The sequence below is a fragment of the Pseudoclavibacter caeni genome (assembly GCF_008831125.1).
Lineage (GTDB): Bacteria > Actinomycetota > Actinomycetes > Actinomycetales > Microbacteriaceae > Pseudoclavibacter_A > Pseudoclavibacter_A caeni.
The window spans coordinates 281,788-301,464 of the sequence record NZ_WBKA01000001.1 but is presented as its reverse complement, the minus strand read 5'-3'; the positions used below and the strand labels follow the sequence as shown (position 1 = coordinate 301,464).

The following is a 19,677-nucleotide window of genomic DNA, read 5'->3' as shown; positions in this document are numbered from 1 at the left end:
AGTCTAGTGCGGGGCGGGCATGCGGAGGACGGGGCCGACCGCCCGATGGCCTTCACTCACGGCCGGCGGCGGCACACCGGAGCGGGCCGGCCTGGCATCCGCCCGACCAGCCCGTCACGCCCGCGCGCACGCTACTTGTGGAACGAGACCTGCGCGAACTCGTAGCCGGCCCCGTAGTAGTTCTCGGGCAGGCCCTCGGTGTTCTTCGCGATCACGACGTTCGGCACGTTGTACAGCCACACGGCAGCTGCGTCATCGATCAGCTTCGACTGGGCGGCCTTCATCGCGTCGGTCTTCTGCTGGTCGTCGGTCGTCGCCACGGCGTCGGCCAGGTCCTGGTCGACCTCGGCGTTCGAGTAGCTCCAGTAGTACTGGTCGTTGCCGAAGTTGAACATGTTGTGCGCCTCGACGTGCGCGACCACGGAGAGGTCGAAGTCCTGGTCGCCCATGGTCTTCTGCACCCACACCGCCGGGAACTCCTGCGTCTCCAGGTTCACGGTCACGCCGACCGCCTGCAGATCGCTCTGGATCACCTGCGCGGTCGCCAGCGCGTACGGCCGGTTCGGCACGGTGAAGGTGAGCGTGAGCCCCTCGGCACCCGCCTCGGCGAGCAGCTGCCGCGCCTGGTCCGGGTCGTAGGCGCCAGCCTCCTGCGCGGCCTGGTCGTCCGCGTCGTACCAGGCGTCACCGGGTGCGCTCGGGCCGTTGAGCACCGTACCGTGCCCGCTCGTGGCGGCGGCGAGCACCGCGTCCTTGTCGATCGCGTGTGTGATCGCCCGGCGCACCCGGACGTCCGCGAGCTGCGGGTTGCGCTTCTGGTTCATGGAGAGCACGGTCACCGTGGGCGTCGAGCCCTCCGAGACCGTGTACGCCGAGTCACCCTTGAACTGGTCGATCTGGTCGAACGCCTCGGCCGCGTACAGCGCGTTGAGCTGGCCGCTGCGCAGTGCGTTGGCGGCGGATGACGCGTCGGCGTAGTAGTAGAGGTCCAGCTCCGCTGACTGGGCCTTGTCGCCCCAGTAGTCGTCGTTGCGGTTCATCACCATGCGCGTGCCGGGATCGTACGAGCTGAATCGGAAGGGCCCGGTGCCGTTCGGATGCGTGGCCAGGTCGGCCACCGAGTCCGGCGCGATCATCACGCCGAGCACCGTCGACAGCCAGAACAGCAGCTCGCTGTCCGGCGTCTTCAGCACCACGTCGGCCTGCGTGGGCGAGACCACCTCGACGTGGTCGATCGCCGCGAGGTTCTTCGGCGTGTTCGCCGTCCACTGTGGCACCCGCTCCAGCGACGCCTTGACCACGTTCGCGTCGAACGGGGTGCCGTCGTGGAAGGTCACCCCCTCACGCAGCTGGAACGAGTAGCGCAGCCCGTCGTCGCTGATCGTCCAGTCCGTCGCGAGCAGCGGCTGGATCTCCCCTTGATCGTCGAGGCGCACGAGCCCCTCGTACACGTTGCCCACGAGCGCCTGGAACACCGCCGCCCCACCGGTCGTGGTGAAGTCCAGCCCCGAGGGCGCGGCGGAGAGGCCGATGTGCAGCGTGGAGTTCGTGGCCGCGGGCGCGGCCGTCTGCGAGCCCGCGCTGCAGGCGGTGAGCGAGACGGCGGCGATGACCGCGATGGCTCCAGCGACGAGTCGGCGCACGCCGCGGGCGACGCTGCCCGATCGACGTGCGCGACTGTGGCCGACGCTCGAGCCGACCGGTCGAGGCGAGTACTCCGGCCGGTGCGACAGCTTCAGAATCGACATGGTGCTCCTCTCTCTTCTGTTGAGCGAGTTCTGCTCATCCCACTCTAGGGCCTCGCGGGAGGCGATCCCACCACGGTCTCAGACAGGTGTAGACAAGTTCACTCCACCCCTCGGTGGACCGGCGACGGCGTCTCGGCGGACTGACAGCCGGTCCACGGTTCCGCTTCCGGCGTCCGAGGGGCAGAATGAGAACATGATCAGCGACGCCGCAGCACTCGCCGAGGCCCGCCGCCGTTTCCTCGCGGACCACGTCCCCGGCACGACGCCGACGCCGCCGACGGACGCGACCGTGCCATTGCCGATCATCGGCTCGTGGCAGCGCTCCGCCCACGCGGGCGTGGACGCGCACGGCAGCGCGAACCGCCACGTCACCATCACCAACGACACCCCGCTCAGCCGCTGCGCCCGCGACCCGATGCGCCAGCTCGTGCACGCGCTCGGCAGCCTCGACATCGGCGTCGTGCTCTCCGACGCGCACTCGCACGTGCTCGCCCGGGTCGACAGCGGACGCGACGCCGCGTCGCTGCTCAACGGCATCGATCTCGCCCCCGGCTTCGACTTCAGCGAGGGGTTCGTGGGCACGAACGGGGTCGGCACCGCCATCGAGACCCGCCGCCCGATCTTCGTCGCCGGCCCCGCGCACTTCCAAGAGCGCTTCCTCGACGTCGTCTGCGCAGGCGCCCCGATCATCCACCCGATCACCGGCCGTCTCGAGGGCGTCATCGACCTCACCTGCGGGCTGGCCGACGCGAGCCTGATGATGCAGACGATCGCGGTGCAGACGGCGCGCGCGATCGAGGCGGAGCTGCTGCAGGCGTCCTCGCCCGTGGAACGGCGGGTGTTCGAGGCGTTCGCCCGCGCCGACGCAGAGGCCGCGGGGCGCTCGCGCCGGCTCGTGCTCGCCGCCACCGGCATGATGGCCCTGCACAGCGGACGGGCCGGGCGCCTGCTCGACGAGCCGACTCGCCGCGACCTGTGCCACCGGGCGCGTGCGGCCACATGTGACGCCGACCAGGCGCGCTTCCGCTTCGAGGCGGCCGCGCGGGACGCCTCGGACGACACTGCCGCGGCACCCGACCGGATGCTGCTGGACGTCGCCGCCCGACGCATCGGCATGGGTGCCGACCGCGGCGTGCTCGTCGAGGCGACCGTGACCGGCGCCGCGCGCCCGGCGTCCGCCGGCCGCCCCGCCAGGGCGCCGACCGCTCGCACCGCGTCGCCCGTGGGCCCGGATGTCGTCGACGGCACCCCCCTCGGCCGCGGCAGCGTCTCGAGCGCCTGGCGTCTCGCCCGGCGCGAGCTCACCCAGAGCCTGCAGCGGGAGGAGGCGGCGCTGCTGCTCGGCGAGATCGGCGTGGGCAAAGTGTCACTGGTCAACGAGGTCGCGGCCGCACAGGGACTGCACGTCCACGTGCTCTCCCCTGAGCTCGTGCGCGAGGCCAGAGGCGTGCGCCGGGCGCTGGCCTCGTTCGCGCACACCGACCGCCCCATCGGCGACCCCGTGCTCGTGATGCGCAACGTGACCCTGCTCGACGACGCCGAACGCGCCGAGGTCACCCGATTCCTGCGCGCCCCGCGCGTGCACGGAGACCCGGTTCGCCTCGTGCTCACCGGCGAGGGCGGCGAGATCGACGAGGCGTCACCCCTCGCGCCGATGCTGCCGTTCATCGGCCGCACGGTCATCGTCCCGGCCCTCCGCCAGCGGCAGCGGGATCTGCCCGGCATCGTGGCGAGCCTGCTCGAGGCGCTGCAGCCGAGCGCCCACCGCGAGGTGTCCGTGTCCGCCCTGCGCACGATCGCCGCCGGGCACTGGCCGGGCAACATCCACCAGCTCACCGACGCGCTACGGTACGCACTCGCCCGCCGGCCCAGCGGGCCGATCCAGGTCGCCGATCTGCCCCCGCACGCGTTCAGCGCCGCGCTGCGACCGCTCACCACGCTCGAGCAGCAGGAGCGCTCCGCGATCATCACCACGCTGTACCGCACCCACGGCAACCGCACCGCGACCGCCCGGGCGCTCGGCCTCTCCCGCTCGACCCTCTATCGCAGGCTCGCGGAATACGGGCTGCGCGACTGACCGAGCCCCCGCACGGCCGCGCGCACCCGCCCCGCGAACGCCGTGAGGGCGTCATCGCTCGCATCGACCCGGGGACGCGCCGCGAGCAGCCGGGCCACCTCGCGTCCGCCCGCGTCCACGACGCCCGCGCCGGCCAGCTCGACCAGCACGACCCCGCCGGCGCGCACGGCCCGCCCCGCGGTCAGGTCGCCGTCGAATGGCTCGGCATCGGCCGGCACGCGCGAGCCGGGCTCGGCGAGGATGCACGCCATCGCCGCCTCGACCGCCGCGCCCCCGGCGATCCCCAGCGCGGCCGCCGGGCCGATCCGACCAGCGAGCACCCCCTCGACATGCCGCACGCACGTCCAGGTGCCGCCGGTCTCGAACCAGAGGGTGACCACCGCCCCGGTGTCCTCCACCAGCGCGCGCACCGCCCCGTCCGCCGCATCCCAGAACCCGCCCGGCACCCGACTGCGCAGCCGCGCCAGGGCGTCGATCTCGCCGCCGAGCGCCCAGCGGCCGTCCGCGTGTCGCTCGGCGAACCCCTCGACCGCGAGCGCGCGCAGCAGCCGTGCCGTGGTTGGCTCGGTGAGCCCGGTGCGCCGGGCGATCCAGGCGATGCGCCGGCCGTCCGCCTCGCCGTCGCCGGCCGCGAGCGCGCGCAGCACGAGCGCGACCCGGTGGACGCTGCGCGCGCCCGGCACGCCGACCTCGTCCGATTCCCTCACATGGTGGAGGATACCGTGTGTCAGCCTGCAACACCCCGACCGCGCCGCCCCACCCCGCTCCTCCCCCGCCGCTGAGACCATGAGAGATGGGTCGACGACCCGCCGGCGGCGATGACGCAGCCGGCACATCCCGCATCCACAGGAGGAATCATGAAGGGTCTTGTCTACGGCGGTCCTGGCGTTCGCGAGTGGAAAGAGGTGCCGGATCCGGTCATCGAGCAGCCCACGGACGTCATCGTGAAGATGACCGCCACCACGATCTGCGGCTCTGACCTGCACGTGCTCAAGGGTGACGTGCCGGAGACCCCGGCCGGCACCGTGCTCGGCCACGAGGGCGTCGGCGTCGTCACCGAGGTCGGCTCGGAGGTCGAGAACATCAAGGTCGGCGACAAGCTGCTGCTCAGCTGCATGACCACGTGTGGCCGCTGTGCGAACTGCCGCAAGGGCCTGCTCAGCCACTGCCTCGCACCCGAGGGCGCCTCGGGCGACGCGTGGGCGTTCGGTCACTACATCAACGGCACCCAGGCTGAGTATTGCCGCGTGCCGTACGCCGAGACCTCGTGCTACCGCATCCCCGAGGGCGTGGACGACCGCGACGCGATCCTGCTGAGCGACATCCTGCCCACCGGCTTCGAGATCGGCGTGCAGAACGGCCGGGTGAAGCCCGGTGACACCGTCGCGATCATCGGCGCCGGCCCCGTCGGCCTGTCGGCCGTCGCCACCGCCGGCCTGTACGGCCCGGCCAGGATCATCTCGGTCGACCTGGACGACAACCGCCTCGCCGAGGCGAAGAAGTTCGGCGCCACCGACGGCGTCAACTCCGGTGCCGTGGACGCGATCGACCAGATCAAGGCCCTCACCAACGACGGCGAGGGCGTCGACGTGGCCATCGAGGCCGTCGGCATCCCGCCGACGCTGCAGCTGGCCACCGAGATCGTGCGCCCCGGCGGCCATGTCGCCAACATCGGCGTGCACGGCAAGCCCGTCGAGATCGCCATGGAGAAGCTGTGGACGAAGAACATCGACATCACGATGGGTCTGGTGAACACCACCACCCTCGAGATGCTGCTCAACCTCGTCGCAGCGAAGAAGCTCGACGTGAGCGGCTTCGTGACCCACGAGTTCTCGTTCGACGAGTTCGAGAAGGCCTACGACGTGTTCGCCGACGCGAAGAACACCAAGGCGCTGAAGGTGTACGTGCACTGATCGCCTGACTCCTCCGCCGGCAGCGGCCGCGCTCCGGGCACTCCCCGGGCGCGGCCGCTGCCGGCAGCCGGCCGTCCCCATCCGGGCTGCACCCATCACCGAGTGTGCACAACAACGGCCTATCGGCCAGCCCAAAAGCAGTTCTTCTACACTCTCGACACGGGCAACCAGCACAACTGCACACTCAATGAATGGATGCCCCAGTCACCCCGCTGCCGACATGCGCCGAGATGCGCCGCGAGCCTCGGGCATCCCCCGAGGCCTACACTGATGTGCATGACCAAGCCCCCCATTCCGCGCCGACCAAGTCGGCAGCCTGCTGCGCCCCGCATCCGTTCATGAGGCCCGTGCCCGCTTCGAGCACGGCGAGATCGACGCCACCGCACTGCGGCACGTCGAAGACGAGGCGATCCTCCATGCGATCAGCCGCCAGGAGCAGGTCGGGCTGCACGCCGTAACCGACGGCGAGTTCCGCCGCGCCTTCTGGCACTTCGACTTCTTCGGCGGGCTCGACGGCGTCGAGATCGTCGCCGAAGACTCCGGCATGGCGTTCAAGGGCCTGGCGCCCAAGCCGCACGCCGTGCACATCACCGGCAAGGTCGGCTTTCCTGCCGACCACCCCATGCTCGAGCACTTCCGATTCGTGCGCGACCACGCGAGCGTGCTGGCCAAGCAGTGCATCCCGGCGCCCACGGTGATGCACTTCCGTCTCGCCCCCAAGAGCATCGACAGTGACATCTACCCCGACCGTGACGCCCTGTTCGCCGACCTCGCCCAGACCTGGCGCGACGCGATCGCGGCCTTCTACGCGGAGGGCTGCCGCTACCTGCAGTTCGACGACACGGCGTGGGCGTACCTGTGCTCCGAGACCGAGCGTCAGCGCGCCCGCGAGCGCGGCCTCGACACCGAGGGTCTGGCTGATGCGTACTCGGCGCTGCTCAACGAGATCCTGCGCGATAGGCCGGCCGACATGACCATCACAACGCACGTGTGCCGCGGCAACTTCCGCTCCACGTGGATCGCGTCGGGAGGCTACGAGCCGGTGGCGCGGCAGCTGCTCGGCGAGACGGGCTACGACGACTTCTTCCTCGAATACGACACCGAGCGCGCCGGAGGCTTCGAGCCGCTGCGCTTCCTGCCCCGCGGCGACCAGCGCGTGGTGCTGGGCCTCATCACCTCGAAGTCGGGCGCCCTCGAAGACCCAGAGGCCGTGCGGGCCCGTATCACCGAGGCTGCGCAGTTCGCGCCGATCGAGCAGCTGGCGCTGAGCCCCCAGTGCGGGTTCGCCTCCACTGAGGAGGGCAATGTGCTCACCGAGGCCCAGCAGTGGGCCAAGCTCGCCGAGATCGTGCGCATCGCCGACGAGGTGTGGCCCCGGGTCTGAGGTTGCGCGCTGGGCGCCGGGCTGAGGGTGCACCGCGTTCTGTGCGAGGATTCTGCACTCATTCTGGAGTTATTCATGCAGAAACAACACGCAAACCCGCCGGCTGTGGACGCGGCCCGGGGGCGCGTGAGCGCCGGGCCGTGGCCGTGTCGGTGGGTTTTGATACCCTTGCCGTGGCACATCACGCCACGGCTCGACCCACCCATGCCGGTCGCCGAACGCTCAGGGGGAGCAATGAATGACCAGTTCGCACCGAACAACGCCAATGGGGCGGCGGGCACGCCGGTGGATGCCCTGCTCGCGCAGGTCCGAGACCTCACCACGACTGCCGCACAGCTGCAGCAGATCGCGGCACACGCTCCCCAGCATCCTGAGCTGATCGCGCCGCTGCTGGCCCATCCCAACACCTATCCGCAGCTGGCGCAGTGGCTGCGGGGCCTGCAGCCGCAGAACGATCCCTCCGCCGCACGATACATCGGGCCCGCAGTCTCCGGCATCGGGGCGTCGGCGGCCACCACCATCGGGTTGGCCACCAGTCAGGCCTCCGGCACCGGCACCGCGGCAGGCACAGACCTCGCCGGGGCCCCGGGCGCAACGGCCACTCCCGCGTCCTCCCCGGTCTCCGGTGTCGCACCCGCCAGTGCGCCGGGCGCCCCCGTCTCTCCCGCCGACCCCTCGGCGATGTCTCAGACCTTCACGCCTGCCGCACACGTCGACCCCGCCGCAACGTCACAGGCATTCGGCGGCATACCTCCCGTCAACACAGCCGGTTCCGCCGCGCAGGCGGCGGCCGCGGCGGGCAGGGCGGGCGCCACGGTCGGCGCCAAGGCTGGCGGTCTCAGCGCCGGCAAGGTCATCGCCGGGCTCGTTGCCGTCGTGCTGGTCGCTGGCGGCGGCACGGCCGGCTACCTCACCCTGAACGGCGGCCTGCCCTGGGGCGGCGAGACCTCGGGCGACGCGGCGACCAGCCCACCCGTCGAGCCCTCCGAGACCGGCCCGGCCGCAGCATCCCTGAGCGATGACGAGCTGCTGGCGCTGCTGCAGACGGCGCCGGCCGGTCAGCTCGAGCGCGACTACATCTCGTCGATCGCCAGCGCCCTCGGCGGCTCGGCCACGGCGCCGTCGAACTACACCGGCTCCGTGCTCAGCGCCTCGTTCAACGGTCCACCGTCCGTGTGGTCAATGACGGCACGCTGATCACGGAGTCCGAGTTCCCCGGTCTGTCGTCGTACCAGGCGAAGCGCAGTCAGCAGCCGGCCATCCGCGACGTCGACGGCGACGGGGTGCGCGACATCGTGACCATCGTGACCAACCCGGTGCCCGAGGCAGGCGTCTCCTCCAACGGCTCGGCCGACGGCTTCTCGGCGCTCACCGTCTACACGCCCACCGACGACGGCTCTGCACTCACCGTGCGTGCGCAGCTGGCCGTCTACGACGAGGCCACCAGCATCTACGACCTCCAGGCGAGCGCCGACGCTGCGCTCGACGAGGCGTACCTCGCCGCCGGGGGCTCGCATACCGCCTCCTCGGTCTCGGGCTCCGGGTACACCGCGCTCTCGCTCTCCGAAGACGGCAGCGAGTTCACAGTGCGCCGCACGAACTACTGGGGCACCGACGGCGACACCGACCCCGATCAGGGCACCGACCTGGTGACCTACCGCATCGGCTTCAAGAGCGACGCGATCACCCTCGACGACGCGACGATCGAGCCGATCAGGGCGATGGCCTGGTCGTGACGCCGTGTGCCAGCGCGGCGGGCGCGCTCCCGGGGCCCGAGACCGCACGCTGAGGGCGCAGCCCCACCCGGGCGGCGCGTCGTCTCTGTGTCGAACATGCGCTTCAGCGCCCCGCAGAACCGCACGAACGACACCGAAGCTGACAGCTGCTGGGCGGCACCCGGCCAGCAGCGGGGCCGACCGCGCCGTGACGCACCTGTGGGTCGTGTCTGCACCCATCCCGCGTGTATCAATCAGTCTGACAAAGAGGGCATTCCGCGAGTATTCGTGTAGAAACCCCGCACAAACTTTCCGGCAGGATGCACCCCGCATTCTGCGTGTCGTTGATGCGGTTATGCGCCCCTCATTCCGACACCAACGACACCACACCTCGCGCCTCCACAGCGCCACCCGGGCCCAGCAGGTTCGGCGCGCCCGGCGCCTACTTCTTCTCGTCGTGCACGTTCGGCACCGCCCCGGCGACCAGCAGGGCGTTGCGAATCTCGTCGCCGAGCTGTGAGACGCCCTGCGGTGAGCCGGGCAGCAGCACCGTGGTGGCACCGTCTTTGCCCAGTGCGGTGAGCGTGTCGAAGTACTGCGTGAGCAGAATGAGGTTGATCACATCGGCCTCGCGGATGCCCTGCTCCTGCAGCTCGGCGATTGAGGCGTGCAGGCCATCGATGATCGCCTTGCGCTGATTGGCGATGCCCTCGCCCTGCAGTTGCTTCGCCTCCGCCTCGGCCCGAGCCTCGGTGACCACGCGGATGCGATCAGCCTCAGCGAGATCCTGGGCGGCGACCCGCTCCCGCTGGGCGGCGTTGATCTTGTTCATCGCCGCCTTCACCGAGGCATCTGGGTTCACGTCCGTTACCAGCGTCTTGACGATCTGGTAGCCGAAGCCACCCATCTCGCCGACGAGCGCCGCGCCGACCGTCTGTGCGATGTCGTCCTTTCGTTCGAACGCCTCATCGAGGGTGAGAGTCGGCACCGTCGCGCGCACCGCGTCGAACACGTAACTCTTGATCTGCGCCTCGGGATCCTCCAGCCGGTACCAGGCGTCGACCGCCCGCTCCGGGATCACCGCGTACTGCACCGAGACCAGCACGAGCACGAACACGTTGTCGCGGGTCTTCGTCTCGATCTGCAGGTCGAGCTGCTGGACGCGCAGGCTCACCGTGCCGGCCTTCTTCTCGATCAGCGGGATCTTCGCGTTCAGGCCCGGCCGGGCCACCCTGACGAACCGGCCGAACCGCTCGATGATCACGTTCGTCTGCTGCTGCACCGTGAACAGCGTGCCGAACAGCACGAGCACGATGAGGACGAGGAGGATGAGGAATCCGATCATGTGGGCAGTCTACGGGGCGGCGTCCGCCAGCTGTGGGTGTTTCACGTGAAACATCCCGGGGCCTTCCTGCGGCAGGCGTGATGGGGAGGACGCCCCACAGACCGCGCCGCAGGGTTGCATTACACTCGCCACAGGGGTCAACCGCAGCCCTTGATCTCACGAAGGGGAGCATGTGAGCACGCCGTTCCCGGGTCCGTCCGCCACTGCCGGATCGGGGCCACACCCATCCGTCGCGGACGCACTGCGGGCGCTGTCCAATCCGGCGCTGCCGCCGCAGACGCTGCAGCGCATCGCGACCGACCATGCCGCCGACCCGCGTGTGCGGGCGGCGCTGCACGCACATCCGCACATGTACCCGCAGCTCGGGGCCTGGCTGGCCGGGCTCGACGAGCAGTCCGACGACCATCACCACGCGGCCGCCGCGAGTGCGGCCGCCAGCGCCACCGCAGCGTTCGCGGCGAGCATGCCCGAGTCGACCGCTGCCGCACCGGATGCCGCCGGCATCAGCATGGCGACGCCGAGCGCCCTGCACCACACCGCCGCACACGCCGCACTCGCGCCCGCGATGCAGACAGCCCCGGTCACCGCGAAGTCCGGCATCGGGGCGCTGATCGCGAAGATCGCCGCCGGACTCGCCGGAGTGGCCCTGATCGGCGGCGGCGGATACTGGTTCTACGACCACGGCGGACTGGCCGGCCAGTCCCAGGGCGAGGGAGGGGTCGCCGCCGCTCCCACAGGCCAGGCGCAGGACACGCAGCCGGTGGTGAGCGATGGCCAGCTGCTCGAGCTGCTCAAGACCGCCCCGCTGGGGGATGCGGACAAGACCTACCTGCAGAATGCTCCGCTCTCCGCCACGGCGACCCCTCCGGCGGCGTTCACCGGCTCGCTGGCCAGTGTGCAGGACTTGTCTCCGGCATCCGACTCCGACACTGTCACCATCACCAATGACGGTCGTCTGCTGAACGCGGCACATTTCGCCCGCCTCGCCTACCCACACCTCCCCCTCGAACAGCAGCCCGTCGTCACCGACGTGGACGGCGACGGCACGAGAGATGTGGTCACGATCGTCACGAACCCAGTGGTGCACTACGAGGCGGACAGCATCGCCTTGTCCGAGGAGTACTCAGCGCTCACCGTGTACACCCCGAACGCCGAGGGCAGCGCGCTCACGGTGCGCAGCCAGATGCTCATCATGGACGCCAACGAGCTGTTCTCCGCGCAGAGCGACACGGGGTTCGCCGACGCCGCGCTCGACAGCGCTTACGCCGCCGGGGGCGGGATCCATGCCGACCGCACCGGCTACTACACCGCGATGAACCTGTCCCAGGACGGGAAGTCCCTCACGGTCCGTCGCGTCATCAGCACTGCAGACGACTCCACTGCCGGCGAGGGCGAGGAGGATGTCGTGTTCCCGGTGGTCTGGCAGAACGACAGGATCACCGTCGGCGCCGCGACGACGTTCACCGCGGTCGGTCCGGGCGGAGAATGACCACTGTTCGCCTTGACCGAGGGCGAGCGCGTTCGGCCTGGCTGAGGAATGCCTCTGACCATCCGGGCCGCAGGGGCTATGCTCACGCCATGACTGCTGAGCACAAGACCCCGATCACGTTCTACGGCGCGGGATGGTGCGGTGACTGCCGCAGGTCGAAGGCGCTGCTCGACCGCCTCGCCGTGCCCTACGAGTATGTCGACCTCGTCGCCGACCCGGATCGCGCCGAGGAGGCACACGCGCTCAGTGGACGGACGAACATCCCAGTGCTCGTCTTCTCCGATGGATCGCACCAGGTCGAGCCGACCGACGAGGAGCTCGAGACGCACCTGCGTGCACTCGGCCTGATCGACTGATCTGCCCCGGCGCACGCCCGCTGCACCCGGCGTCTGGCTTCCAGGGGGCACCGGAAGCGCCGGGGTGCGGGAGAACCGTGGTACTGAGAACGACGATGGGCGCCGGGCACACCGCCGAGCGCGCCATCCATCGTGGTGACACGCCTCAGCGGGGCCTGGTCCCGGTCGGCGCCACCGCTCACGGCGGCGCGATGGCCGCAAGAGCCTCTGCCCGTCGCCATGTCCCGCATGGCCGATGTTTCACGTGAAACAAGGATCGTCGGCGGTGTTCATGCGGCAGCCGAGCAAGCGCATCCGAGGGGGAGGGACCCACCATGCCGCACACGCCGTCGCCGGAGCAGCTGCTGGCGTGGGCGAGGGATCCGCGGCTGACTCCGACACAGCTGCAGCAGCTGGCCGCGTGGGTGCCGCAGCTGGCGCAGCTGGCGCCCGTCCTGCTCGCCCACCCCGCCATGTACCCGCAGCTGGCCGCCTGGCTCACCCAACAGCAGGCCACCACAGCCCAGGACACAGCCACGACAGCCACCCCGACCGCAGCCACCGGCATCGCCCCGACAGGAACGCCCGCACTGCTCGACCCCGACGATGACGAGACCGTGCTCACATCGGCCGTGTCCCGGACAATGGACCCTCACGAGGGGTCATCCGACTCCGTCACACCGACCGATCAGGCCACCCCACCCGACGATGACGACGATGACGACGATGAGACCGTGCTCACATCGGCCGTGCTGCCCGGGGTCGCCGCTGCCGGAGCCGCAGCCGCCGGAGCCGCAGCCACGGGGATCGGCCTGGCCGGCACCAGCGCCGCAGGCACAGCCGGAGCGAGCGCAGCATCAGCCACCGGGGCCGAGGCCGCAGGCCTCGCCGCTGCCGCACCCGCGGCAGCCGCGCACACCGGTGTGACCGCAGCATCCGCCACCGGCCTCGGCGCCAATCTCACCGGCACCAGCGCCGCAGGCACAGCATCCGCTGCCGGAGCCGGCAGCACCGGGGCCGCACACACCGCGGCCGCAGCCGGCGCCGCCAAGGCCGGCGGCCTCGGGCTCGGCGCGAAGCTCGGCATCGGCGCCGCAGCCGTCACCCTCGCCGCCGGCGGCGGCACCGCCGGCTACACCGCCTGGCACAACGCCCAGACGCCCGCCACCGAAACCACCCAGACCACACCATCCCACGCATCCTTGACCGAAGACGCCCTCCGACAACTCCTCAAAACCGCACCACTCACCGACAACGACATCAAGGTCACGTCTTATCGCAGCCATTCGAACATGGACCGTGTGACCACACCAAGGCATTTTTCCGACGGCCTCATCGACGTGACTTACCAGGACATGCAAGCCGCGTTGACCAACGATGGTCGCGACGAGTTCACTCCCATCGGTGACAGCAACCGAGCAACTCTCACGTCACAGGATCCATATCGGGCTCCAGTCGTCACCGATGTCAACGGTGATGGTGTCAATGACATCGTGTCCTTGGTCAATCTGGCGATATACCCTAGCGATGAATGGGGCTCCAGCTACACTGCTGTCACTGCATATACCCCGACATCTGACGGCCAGGCGCTGGAGGTGTTGGGACAGCTCATGCTCACCGATGGCTATGGCGACACCGTCGGTGGCCTCGCAAGCGACCCAGACTGGCCGGGATACAACAGCGCTCTTGACGATGCACTCAACACAACTACGGTGACCAAGCTGCAAGGCGAACAATACACGACGATGTACTGGGCGAAGACGCTCACCGTCGAAGACGATCAGATCAAGGTGGGATTGGCTTACCAACAGGTGCAATGGGAACCCGACTACGAACCCGGTGTATCCGCAACGCTCGCCTACCCCATCGTCTGGCAAGACGGTGTGCTCACCCTCGACACCCCGACGATCAGCGATCTTCAGACGAGGTGAACCTGCACCGAACACTGCTCGGCCATGCCGAGCGCCTCTGCCGAAATGAATGGTCACGGCCACCTTGATTGCGCTGTGAACGGCATAGCCGCACCGCATCCATTGCAACCGTTCACCGCCGAACAGAGTCATGGCGCAGATTCCTGGACACCACATCCAACCGTCCACCCTCGGCAATCTTGATGTAAAGCACACTGCATTGACCGGTATATGAGGGCTCGCCTACGCGATAGGCTCGCATCATGAACGCACACACGAAGAGCACCGACACCACCAGGAAGATGAAGAAGCGGCTCTCCCGCGGGCAGCGCGTCACCGTGACCGCGCTCACGGCTGCACAGCTCGCCCTCGCCGCCGCGGCCGCGACGGATCTCGCCCGCCGCCCGAGCAGCGACATCCGCGGGCCGAAGTTCCTCTGGTCCCTGGCCATCCCGATCAACTGGGTCGGCCCGATCGCCTACTTCACTCTCGGCCGAGTGAACCCACGGGAGCTGCCCCGGCTGAAGTGAACCCGACCTGCGGGTCCCCGGCATCCGCCGGAGCACGCGCCTGCCCCATCCCACGGCGCCGCCATGGGGAGATCGGCCCATGGTCGCTGCCGACACACGAGCGATAGAGTCGTGAGGTACGCTGGAACGTGACGGTACGTCACCGAGTTCAACCCACCAAGGACATGCGCCACCGACATGGACGGATGAATAGGGACAGGCCGTCCGGCCAGCCTCTATCTGGATGTTTCACGTGAAACATCCAGAGTCAGCCTGACGAGACCCGACCGGAGCGCAAGAGCAGAAGAGAGATCACCATGCCGAACACGCCGTCGCCGGAGCAGCTGCTGGCGTGGGCGAGGGATCCGCGGCTGACTCCGACACAGCTGCAGCAGCTGGCCGCGTGAGTGCCGCAGCTGCCGCAGCTGGCGCCCGTCCTGCTCGCCCACCCCGCCATGTACCCGCAGCTGGCCGCCTGGCTCACCCAACAGCAGGCCACCACAGCCCAGGGCACAGCCACGACAGCCACCCCGACCGCAGCCACCGGCATCGCCCCGACAGGAACGCCCGCACTGCTCGACCCCGACGATGACGAGACCGTGCTCACATCGGCCGTGTCCCGGACAATGGACCCTCACGAGGGGTCATCCGACTCCGTCACACCGACCGATCAGGCCACCCCACCCGACGATGACGACGATGACGACGATGAGACCGTGCTCACATCGGCCGTGCTGCCCGGGGTCGCCGCTGCCGGAGCCGCAGCCGCCGGAGCCGCAGCCACGGGGATCGGCCTGGCCGGCACCAGCGCCGCAGGCACAGCCGGAGCGAGCGCAGCATCAGCCACCGGGGCCGAGGCCGCAGGCCTCGCCGCTGCCGCACCCGCGGCAGCCGCGCACACCGGTGTGACCGCAGCATCCGCCACCGGCCTCGGCGCCAATCTCACCGGCACCAGCGCCGCAGGCACAGCATCCGCTGCCGGAGCCGGCAGCACCGGGGCCGCACACACCGCGGCCGCAGCCGGCGCCGCCAAGGCCGGCGGCCTCGGGCTCGGCGCGAAGCTCGGCATCGGCGCCGCAGCCGTCACCCTCGCCGCCGGCGGCGGCACCGCCGGCTACACCGCCTGGCACAACGCCCAGACGCCCGCCACCGAAACCACCCAGACCACACCACCCCACGCATCCTTGACCGAAGACGCCCTCCGACAACTCCTCAAAACCGCACCACTCACCGACAACGATCGCACGGTGCTCAGCGACGGCACCGATCTGTCGACGCCCAGCACGCTCAAGAACTTCACCGACGGCAAGGCCTACGCCGAGAACTGGACGTCGCCCACGCCCGATGCCAGCGGGTGGACGTATTATGCCGACGAGCAGCCGCGAGAACTGTCAATCGGCGTTGCGGTCCCCAACTACTACACCGGAGACACTTCCGCCGCGGGCACCGCACTGCCGCTGAGTGAGACCACCGCCGTGTTCGACATCAACGGCGACGGCGCCGACGACGTTCTCGCCTTCGTGACCGACACCAGCGTGCACGGCGGCACCGACTCCAACGGCATCTGGTATGCCGCACTCACCGCATACACGCCGACGGCAGACGGTTCCGCCCTCGAGGTGCTCGATCAGCTGGTGCTTGTGCAAGACAACGCGGCGACCACTGCATGGGCTGACGTGTACACCGGCATCTACCCGGAGAACAGCGACCACAGCATGTTCAACGGGTCCCAGTACCTCCGATATGCACTCGCCCGAGCGCAGACCGTCGACGGCTCGGCTCAGGCCACACTCTACCGGTACACGTACGGCCCCAACGACACCACCGGCGGCGACGTGACCTACCGCATCAGCTGGCGGAACGATACTCTCGCCCTCGGCGAGCTCGTAGCCGACAAGCAGCAGCACATCGACTGACCAGATCCCTGACCTGGGACCATGGCACCGAGATGGCCCGGGCCGCAGAGTTCACCATCACGACCGAGTGCCCCGAATACTTCTGCGACCCGCACTCGCCCTGGCAGCGCGGGCCCAGCGGAGACCTGAACGCACTCATCCGCGACGTCTCCCCCAAGGGCACCGACACCGCCGAGGCCGCCGGCCAACAGATCACTCAGATGCAGGACCTGCTGAACATAAGGCCCCGATTACGTTCTATGGCACGGGAGGGTGCGGCGGCTGCCGCAGGTCGACGGCGCGAGCGACATCCTCGCCTTCGTGACCGACACCAGCAGCAACACCGACACCGCCAACCCGGCTGGGTCGCGGTGAACGCCGTGTCCGCTGGAGGCCTGAGACGCCGGCCCGCGGTCCAGGCGCAGAATAGAAACCATGAGCACGCTCAAGACGACCACCGCATCCGCAAGCCCAGCGCCTGAGGGTGTGACGATCGGCACCCCGCTCTCCCCGCACGCCAAGCGGGCGATGCTGCTCGGTTCCGGCGAGCTCGGCAAGGAGGTCGTGATCGAGCTGCAGCGGCTCGGTGTCGAGACGATCGCCGTCGACCGCTACGAACACGCCCCGGCTCACCAGGTCGCCCACCGCGCGCATGTCATCGACATGCAGGACGGAGACGCGCTCCGTCAGGTGATCGAGGCGGAACGACCGGACCTCATCATCCCAGAGATCGAGGCGATCGCCACCGGCACGCTCGCCGAGCTCGAGGCGGAGCAGCCCTGGCCGGTGCGAGTCGTGCCCACGGCGCGGGCGACCGTGCTGACGATGGATCGCGAGGGCATCCGCCGCCTCGCCGCCGAGACGCTGGGGCTGCCCACGAGCCCGTACCGCTTCGTCGACTCCCTCGCCGAGCTCGAGGACGCGGTGACCGACCTGGGCCTGCCGGCGGTGATCAAACCGGTCATGTCGTCCTCCGGGCATGGCCAGTCCGTCATCCGCACGCGCAAGGACGTCGCCACGGCCTGGCAGGCCGCGCAGGCCGGGTCGCGGGGCCACGCCACAGCCGGCCACAGCATCCGCTGCATCATCGAGGGCTTCATCGACTTCGACGAGGAGATCACGCAGCTGACGGTGCGGCACGCGGGCGGCACCACCTTCCTCGATCCCGTGCACCACATCCAGGTCGACGGTGACTACGCCGAGTCGTGGCAGCATCCCGCTGGCGCCGAGGGAGCCGACGGCTCCTCGCCGCTCTCCCCCGCCGTGCTTACCCGAGCACGGGATATCGCCCGCACCATCACCGACGATCTCGGCGGCTGGGGGCTGTTCGGCGTCGAGCTGTTCGTGCGCGGCGACGAGGTCATCTTCAGCGAGGTCTCACCCAGACCGCACGACACTGGCCTGGTGACCCTCGTCAGCCAGGATCTCAGCGAGTTCGCCCTGCACGTGCGGGCCGTGCTCGGGCTGCCGGTGGCCGCGCCCGAGCGTTTCCCGGGCGCAGCGGCGAGCGTGCCGGTCAAGGTGCGTGGCACTGGCGTGCCGGTCTGCCGCGGCGTGGACGCGGCCCTCGCCGCCGCCCCGACCGCACAGTTGCGCCTGTTCGGCAAGCCGCGAGTGGACGGCGCCCGTCGCGTCGCCGTGGCCCTGGCTCGGGGCGCGGACGTCGCCGAGGCACGCGCACGAGCCCATGCCGTGGCCGATGCCCTGCACGTCGAACTCGTCTGACCCGGGCCGCACACCGGCCCCTCACGCGCATGTTTCACGTGAAACATGCGCCGTCCGCGGGGCATCGGACCGCCCTGCAGACCCCGACACGGGAACAGCAACGGCCATTCGGGAATCCTCCGTCATCGCCGGAGCAGGAGGTCGCGCAGGATCAGTCCGCGTAAGCGGTCTCCGCATGGAGCGCCTCATCCAGCCCTATCTGCTCCGTCTGCTCGTCCACACGGATGCCAATCGTCTTCTTGAGCGCCCAGGCGATCAGCGCGGTCATCCCGAAGGAGTACAGGCAGGTGGCCGCCACGGCGACAAGCTCTCGCCAGATGATCGAGGGCTCCCCGCCGAACAGCACGCCCGTGATCCCCGCCGGGGCTGCGGACGAGCCGATGAGCACCACGCAGATCGTGCCGGCGATGCCGCCGACGCCGTGCACCGCGAAAGCGTCGAGCGTCTCGTCGATGCCCCACTTCGTCTTCCACGTCACCGCCCAAGAGCCGATCATGCCGGCGAGCAGACCGACGATAAGCGCGCCGATCGCGGTGATGTCGCCGAACCTGCTGAGCGCCATCCATTCGGCGGCTTCACCGGCGTGCTGGATCGTCTCAGCGAGGGCTGTGGCCGGAGCTCGCCGTGCTCAGCGCCCAGGAGCAGGTTCGGGTCGGCGGTGCCGAGCTGTACGGCCATGAGCGGGTGCTGAGTGTCACCGAGGAGCCGGGACATGTGACCACCCCACCGGACGTGTCGTGTACGCCGACCGGCTGGTCGTCACGACGTGCTCCTGGACTGCGGAGCTGCATCCCGAGCCCGCCCATTACAGCGTGCGCCGGGAGGGCTTCACCGAGGGGCAAGGTGCCGATCATCGACCGCAGTCCCTCCGGCCCGCTCATCACGGTGACCGGGCTCTCCGGCCACGGCTTCAAGTTCGCCCCAGTCTTCGGAGAGCTCGCCGCCGAGCTGACGATGGGCGAGACCCCCGAGCTGTGGAGCCGCCGGTTCAGCATCGCGGGTCATCTCGACGCGGCCTGACCCGCTGCGCAGCGGCCCGCTCCGCCAGTGCGAGTGCTGCAGAGCGGGCCACCGCGCTGTCGGGCGCATAGCGAATGGAGAGCGGCGTCGTCGCGCCGGGGTCGACGATCCGCGCGTACCGCAGCGCCGCAGCGGTGATCCGGGTGAGGCTCTCGGGCACGATGCCGATGCCCTCGCCGCAGGCCACCTTGCCCAGGAAGTCCCCTTCGTCCGTGTAGTAGTGCACGATCGGGAACCTTGCGCCGCTGCGACGAATCACCGAGATGATCGCGTCATAGGCCACTGGGGCGACCTCGCGACGGAAGATCAGGAATCGGCTGCCGGCGAAGTGCGCGAGCGGCATGCTCTCAGGGGCCTTCGCGCTCCCGCCGGACGCCCGACGTGCCACGTACAGCGGCTCCAGCGGCAGCGGAATGAACCCCTCCCGTCGCTCCCCGCGAGTGCGCTGAAGCCCGACGTCCAGCTGCCCGTCGGCGAACCCCCGAGCCTGCTCGGCCTCGCTGGCCTGGCGGATGACGGGGCTCGTCCCGGGTTCCAGGGCGTCGATGAGCTCGGGCAGCAGCCCCATGAGAATGCTGGCCGCAGCTCCGATCCGCAGCGACCGCCGGGCCT

The 19,677-nt window shown here is 69.8% G+C and carries 16 protein-coding genes and 1 pseudogene; 12 read left to right on the top strand and 5 right to left on the bottom strand.

All coding sequences use genetic code 11. The features are described 5' to 3' along the window. Positions 1 to 131 precede the first annotated feature (131 nt). Complete coding sequence (locus F8O02_RS01420) at positions 132 to 1,748, bottom strand: ABC transporter substrate-binding protein (RefSeq protein WP_158035392.1); 1,617 nt, start codon at positions 1,746 to 1,748, stop codon at positions 132 to 134. A gap of 193 nt (positions 1,749 to 1,941) precedes the next feature. Between F8O02_RS01420 and F8O02_RS01415 the strand changes: the two genes are divergently transcribed. Continuing rightward, the gene (locus F8O02_RS01415; protein ID WP_179416234.1) at positions 1,942 to 3,825 is read left to right on the top strand and encodes a sigma-54-dependent Fis family transcriptional regulator; all 1,884 of its coding nucleotides are present in this window, start codon (positions 1,942 to 1,944) and stop codon (positions 3,823 to 3,825) included. On the opposite strand, the gene F8O02_RS01410 is transcribed toward F8O02_RS01415, so the two are convergent. Further along, a complete protein-coding gene (locus F8O02_RS01410) occupies positions 3,789 to 4,532 on the bottom strand; it encodes a helix-turn-helix domain-containing protein (RefSeq protein WP_179416235.1) in 744 nt (247 codons plus the stop codon). The two genes, F8O02_RS01415 and F8O02_RS01410, sit on opposite strands and share 37 nt — an antisense overlap. 150 nt (positions 4,533 to 4,682) lie before the next feature. Between F8O02_RS01410 and F8O02_RS01405 the strand changes: the two genes are divergently transcribed. The 4 genes from F8O02_RS01405 (at position 4,683) to F8O02_RS01390 (ending at position 8,858) form a co-directional block, all read left to right on the top strand. Continuing rightward, positions 4,683 to 5,738, top strand: coding sequence for a zinc-dependent alcohol dehydrogenase family protein (locus tag F8O02_RS01405; protein WP_158035389.1), 1,056 nt, complete (start codon positions 4,683 to 4,685; stop codon positions 5,736 to 5,738). 316 nt (positions 5,739 to 6,054) lie between these two features. Beyond that, complete coding sequence (locus F8O02_RS01400; RefSeq protein ID WP_158035388.1) at positions 6,055 to 7,122, top strand: 5-methyltetrahydropteroyltriglutamate--homocysteine S-methyltransferase; 1,068 nt, start codon at positions 6,055 to 6,057, stop codon at positions 7,120 to 7,122. Positions 7,123 to 7,356: 234 nt separating this feature from the next. After that, positions 7,357 to 8,319, top strand: a complete 963-nt coding sequence (locus tag F8O02_RS01395; protein WP_158035387.1) for a variant leucine-rich repeat-containing protein — start codon at positions 7,357 to 7,359, stop codon at positions 8,317 to 8,319. Next, entirely contained in the window at positions 8,298 to 8,858 is a 561-nt protein-coding gene (locus F8O02_RS01390) for a hypothetical protein (RefSeq protein ID WP_158035386.1), read from the top strand. Before F8O02_RS01395 ends, F8O02_RS01390 begins: the two co-directional genes overlap by 22 nt. A 421-nt stretch (positions 8,859 to 9,279) precedes the next feature. Here the strand turns inward: F8O02_RS01390 and F8O02_RS01385 are convergent, their stop codons facing one another. Further along, positions 9,280 to 10,182, bottom strand: a complete 903-nt coding sequence (locus tag F8O02_RS01385; protein WP_158035385.1) for an SPFH domain-containing protein — start codon at positions 10,180 to 10,182, stop codon at positions 9,280 to 9,282. Between the two features lie 172 nt (positions 10,183 to 10,354). On the opposite strand from F8O02_RS01385, the gene F8O02_RS01380 reads away from it, so the two are divergent. The 6 genes from F8O02_RS01380 (at position 10,355) to purT (ending at position 18,045) form a co-directional block, all read left to right on the top strand. Continuing rightward, positions 10,355 to 11,671, top strand: a complete 1,317-nt coding sequence (locus F8O02_RS01380) for a variant leucine-rich repeat-containing protein (protein WP_158035384.1) — start codon at positions 10,355 to 10,357, stop codon at positions 11,669 to 11,671. An 89-nt stretch (positions 11,672 to 11,760) separates the two neighbouring features. Then, positions 11,761 to 12,027, top strand: a complete 267-nt coding sequence (locus F8O02_RS01375) for a glutaredoxin family protein (protein WP_158035383.1) — start codon at positions 11,761 to 11,763, stop codon at positions 12,025 to 12,027. 314 nt (positions 12,028 to 12,341) lie between these two features. Further along, a complete protein-coding gene (locus F8O02_RS09305) occupies positions 12,342 to 13,937 on the top strand; it encodes a hypothetical protein (protein ID WP_158035382.1) in 1,596 nt (531 codons plus the stop codon). Between the two features lie 242 nt (positions 13,938 to 14,179). Next, the gene (locus F8O02_RS01365; protein WP_225734049.1) at positions 14,180 to 14,446 is read left to right on the top strand and encodes a PLDc N-terminal domain-containing protein; all 267 of its coding nucleotides are present in this window, start codon (positions 14,180 to 14,182) and stop codon (positions 14,444 to 14,446) included. Positions 14,447 to 14,832: 386 nt separating this feature from the next. Next, entirely contained in the window at positions 14,833 to 16,341 is a 1,509-nt protein-coding gene (locus F8O02_RS09300) for a hypothetical protein (RefSeq protein ID WP_179416237.1), read from the top strand. Positions 16,342 to 16,755: 414 nt separating this feature from the next. After that, positions 16,756 to 18,045: a formate-dependent phosphoribosylglycinamide formyltransferase gene (purT, locus tag F8O02_RS01350; RefSeq protein WP_158035380.1), complete on the top strand. Its 1,290-nt coding sequence runs from the start codon at positions 16,756 to 16,758 to the stop codon at positions 18,043 to 18,045. Between the two features lie 151 nt (positions 18,046 to 18,196). Here purT and F8O02_RS01345 read toward each other — a convergent pair whose 3' ends face one another. Further along, positions 18,197 to 18,607, bottom strand: a complete 411-nt coding sequence (locus F8O02_RS01345; protein ID WP_158035379.1) for a hypothetical protein — start codon at positions 18,605 to 18,607, stop codon at positions 18,197 to 18,199. A 62-nt stretch (positions 18,608 to 18,669) separates the two neighbouring features. Between F8O02_RS01345 and F8O02_RS09365 the strand changes: the two genes are divergently transcribed. Next, entirely contained in the window at positions 18,670 to 19,065 is a 396-nt protein-coding gene (locus tag F8O02_RS09365; RefSeq protein ID WP_325065431.1) for an FAD-dependent oxidoreductase, read from the top strand. On the opposite strand, the pseudogene F8O02_RS01335 reads toward F8O02_RS09365, so the two are convergent. Beyond that, positions 19,034 to 19,669, bottom strand: a pseudogene (locus F8O02_RS01335) (LysR family substrate-binding domain-containing protein); the annotation flags it as partial. The gene F8O02_RS09365 and the pseudogene F8O02_RS01335 sit on opposite strands and share 32 nt — an antisense overlap. Positions 19,670 to 19,677 lie beyond the last annotated feature (8 nt).

Bases quoted from the DNA above. Each gene is read 5' to 3' on its own strand.
- F8O02_RS01395 (WP_158035387.1), top strand. From the start codon at position 7,357: ATGAATGACCAGTTCGCACCGAACAACGCCAATGGGGCGGCGGGCACG.
- F8O02_RS01385 (WP_158035385.1), bottom strand. From the start codon at position 10,182: ATGATCGGATTCCTCATCCTCCTCGTCCTCATCGTGCTCGTGCTGTTC.
- F8O02_RS01415 (WP_179416234.1), top strand. From the start codon at position 1,942: ATGATCAGCGACGCCGCAGCACTCGCCGAGGCCCGCCGCCGTTTCCTC.
- F8O02_RS01345 (WP_158035379.1), bottom strand. From the start codon at position 18,607: ATGGCGCTCAGCAGGTTCGGCGACATCACCGCGATCGGCGCGCTTATC.
- purT (WP_158035380.1), top strand. From the start codon at position 16,756: ATGAGCACGCTCAAGACGACCACCGCATCCGCAAGCCCAGCGCCTGAG.
- F8O02_RS01365 (WP_225734049.1), top strand. From the start codon at position 14,180: ATGAACGCACACACGAAGAGCACCGACACCACCAGGAAGATGAAGAAG.
- F8O02_RS09305 (WP_158035382.1), top strand. From the start codon at position 12,342: ATGCCGCACACGCCGTCGCCGGAGCAGCTGCTGGCGTGGGCGAGGGAT.
- F8O02_RS01405 (WP_158035389.1), top strand. From the start codon at position 4,683: ATGAAGGGTCTTGTCTACGGCGGTCCTGGCGTTCGCGAGTGGAAAGAG.
- F8O02_RS01375 (WP_158035383.1), top strand. From the start codon at position 11,761: ATGACTGCTGAGCACAAGACCCCGATCACGTTCTACGGCGCGGGATGG.
- F8O02_RS01420 (WP_158035392.1), bottom strand. From the start codon at position 1,748: ATGTCGATTCTGAAGCTGTCGCACCGGCCGGAGTACTCGCCTCGACCG.